This is a genomic window from Bacillus sp. LL01 (genome assembly GCF_001037965.1).
Genome location: NZ_LFEL01000289.1, coordinates 1 through 3013 on the forward strand (window position 1 = coordinate 1; position 3013 = coordinate 3013).

Annotated in this window: 3 protein-coding genes; all 3 read right to left on the bottom strand. The window is 39.1% G+C overall.

Features of this window, described 5'->3' with window-relative positions:
• Nucleotides 1-219: 219 nt before the first annotated feature.
• The gene (locus AB685_RS29605) at nt 220-723 is read right to left on the bottom strand and encodes a hypothetical protein (protein WP_047974197.1); all 504 of its coding nucleotides are present in this window, start codon (nt 721-723) and stop codon (nt 220-222) included.
• Nucleotides 724-836: 113 nt separating this feature from the next.
• On the bottom strand, nt 837-2141 hold the full coding sequence (locus tag AB685_RS29610; protein ID WP_047974198.1) for a dihydrolipoamide acetyltransferase family protein: 1305 nt from the start codon (nt 2139-2141) through the stop codon (nt 837-839).
• A gap of 13 nt (nt 2142-2154) precedes the next feature.
• Nucleotides 2155-3013: alpha-ketoacid dehydrogenase subunit beta (locus AB685_RS29615; protein ID WP_047974199.1), on the bottom strand; the 859-nt coding region annotated here is incomplete at its 5' end.

The following is a 3013-nucleotide window of genomic DNA, read 5'->3' on the forward strand; positions in this document are numbered from 1 at the left end:
TCTCCAGCTTCATCTTGCCCCCAACAAGCAGCTAGAAAAGATGATAGTACAAGCATAATAGCAAATAAACTAGATTTAAAATTCATGACGTACCCCTTTCGTAACGATTACGTTTTATCACGAATATGAATTATATCGGAATTACTACGATTTGTAAAGGGTTCTTCTTTATTTTGAACAACAATTAATCAAAATAAAAGCTGTGYCTAGGCACAGCTTTTACTCTTTTTCAGTTTGAGTATCTGATAAGGCATTTACTCGCTGTTGAAACTCATTGTTTAGTGCTTCATAATGAGCAAATAMTTGTGGAAGTACCTCTGCTATCTTCTTTTCATCCCGTTCTTTTACTGCCTTTGTTAATTGCTTTTGCAGAAAATGGTGCTGCTCCACCCAATCTTTTGATTTCACTTCTCCGTGCAGAAGCTCTCCTCGTTTTTTTGCTTCAGTGAGTTTCTTTAATAAGAGATCACGCTCAGAGCGAATGTTCTTCCATTGTTCAGCTTGCTCTGGTGCATATTTATCTGTAAGCAATTCGTAATAAAAATCTTTGTGTATGCGCATGTACTGATAAAATTCTTTGTGCTTTGTGTGATGCTTATCACAATCACATTCTTGTACTTCAATATTTTCTTCTGCACTAACACTATCTATGAGTGGCTGCTGAATAAATGCAAACACAATAACTAATTGTGCGACAATAAATAAACCATGTAGTTTCTTCATTATTTAGTCACCCTTTCTCGTTTTCTTACTTGTAGTATGTACGATAAAAGGATGAAAAATGTAAAAAAAGCCAGTAAGAAGTTTTAGAGAAAACTTCTTACTGGCCTTACTCATTAATAAATTGATGTTGTTTCTTCTGTCATATTTTCTAAAATTTCTTTCACACGTGCCAGGAATCGTCCACAAACAAGTCCATCTAAGACTCGATGGTCTAGTGATAAGCAAAGGTTGACCATGCTACGAATAGCAATCATGTCCCCTGTTGGGCTTTCAACTACCACTGGACGTTTTACGATTGACTCAATAGAAAGAATCGCAGCTTGTGGATGATTAATGATTGGCGTAGATAGTATAGATCCGAATGAGCCTGTGTTATTCACTGTGAATGTTCCACCTTGCATATCAGCTCCAGATAGTTTACCTGTACGCACCTTTGTTGCAAGCTCTTGAACTTCACGACCAATTCCTTTTATCGATTTTTCATCAGCATGCTTGATAACAGGAACATAAAGAGCATCGTCTGTTGCCACTGCTATTGAAACATTGATATCTTTCTTCTGAATAATCTTATCGCCAGCCCACATAGAGTTTAATTGCGGAAATTCTTTCAATGCTTCAACTGTCGCCTTAATAAAGAATGGCAAGAATGTAATATTAAAGCCTTCTTTTTGTTTAAACTCACCCTTCACGCTGTTACGAAAATGAACRAGGTTTGTTACATCGACTTCAACCATTGTCCATGCATGTGGAGCTTCATGCTTACTTTTCACCATGTTAGCAGCTATTGCTTTGCGTACACCTGAAACTGGAATTTCAATATCACCTTGTGAAACTGAGATATCTATTTTTTCAGTAGTTGGTACTTGCGTTTGTGCTGATGAGACATCAGGAGCTTTTGCCACAGGCTTTGCTTCTGAAGCAGGGCTTTCCTCTGCTTTTGGAGCACTCGTCTGACCGCCATTATCGATAATCTTTTGCAGATCCTTACGAGTGATTCTTCCGCTTTTGCCACTACCTTTAACTTGTGAAAGTTCGATGCCATGCTCTGCAGACATTTTTAGTACGGCTGGGGAATAACGAGCTTTTTGAGATGTATCTGTTTGCTCGTTTTTAGGTGTAGAGTCTGTCGTTTCAGTTGACTCAGGTGTTGATGACTCAGTTGATTCAGCAGAGTCTTCACCTTCTACTTCAATTGTACAAACTGCAACGCCAACTTCTACCGTCTCATCTTCTTTCACTAGTAATTCTTTAATTGTACCTGTATATGAAGATGGTACTTCTGCGTTTACTTTATCCGTCATCACTTCTGCAAGCGGATCATATTTATTTACTTTATCGCCTGGTTGAACAAGCCATTTACTAATCGTACCTTCCGTCACACTTTCGCCAAGCTGTGGCATTGTAATTTCAGTAGCCATAGGATCCCTCCGATTAGAATTCTGCAAGCTCTCGCATTGCTTTTTCAACTTTATCTGGGTTAATCATGAAATATTTCTCCATCGTAGGAGCATAAGGCATCGCCGGGACATCAGGTCCTGCTAGACGTTGAACAGGTGCATCTAGATCAAATAAGCAATGTTCTGCAATAATAGCTGCAACCTCACCCATAATGCTTCCTTCTTTATTATCTTCTGTAACAAGCAACACTTTACCTGTTTTACTTGCCGCCTCAATAATGGCTTCTTTATCAAGCGGATAGACGGTACGCAAGTCTAATACATGTGCGGAAATGCCATCACTAGCAAGACGTTCTGCTGCTTGCAATGCAAAATGAACAGAAAGGCCATATGTAATTACTGTGATGTCTTCACCTTCACGTTTTACATCTGCTTTACCAATTGGAAGTGTGTAATCTTCCTCAGGAACTTCTCCTTTAATCAAACGGTAAGCACGTTTATGTTMAAAGAAAAGAACTGGATCTTCATCACGGATTGCTGCTTTCAATAAGCCTTTTACGTCATAAGGAGTTGAAGGCATTACAATCTTTAGTCCTGGGACACTAGCAAAAATCGCTTCAACTGATTGTGAGTGGTACAGTGCTCCATGAACTCCACCACCATAAGGTGCACGGATTGTAWTGGGACAATTCCAATCATTGTTTGAGCGGTATCGAATTTTTGCTGCTTCAGAGATAATCTGGTTAACAGCAGGCATTATAAAATCTGCAAACTGCATTTCAGCAACAGGTCTCATACCATACATAGCTGCTCCAATTCCTACACCAGCAATCGCTGATTCTGCTAGAGGTGTGTCAATTACACGCTCTTCTCCAAACTTCTCATAAAGACCA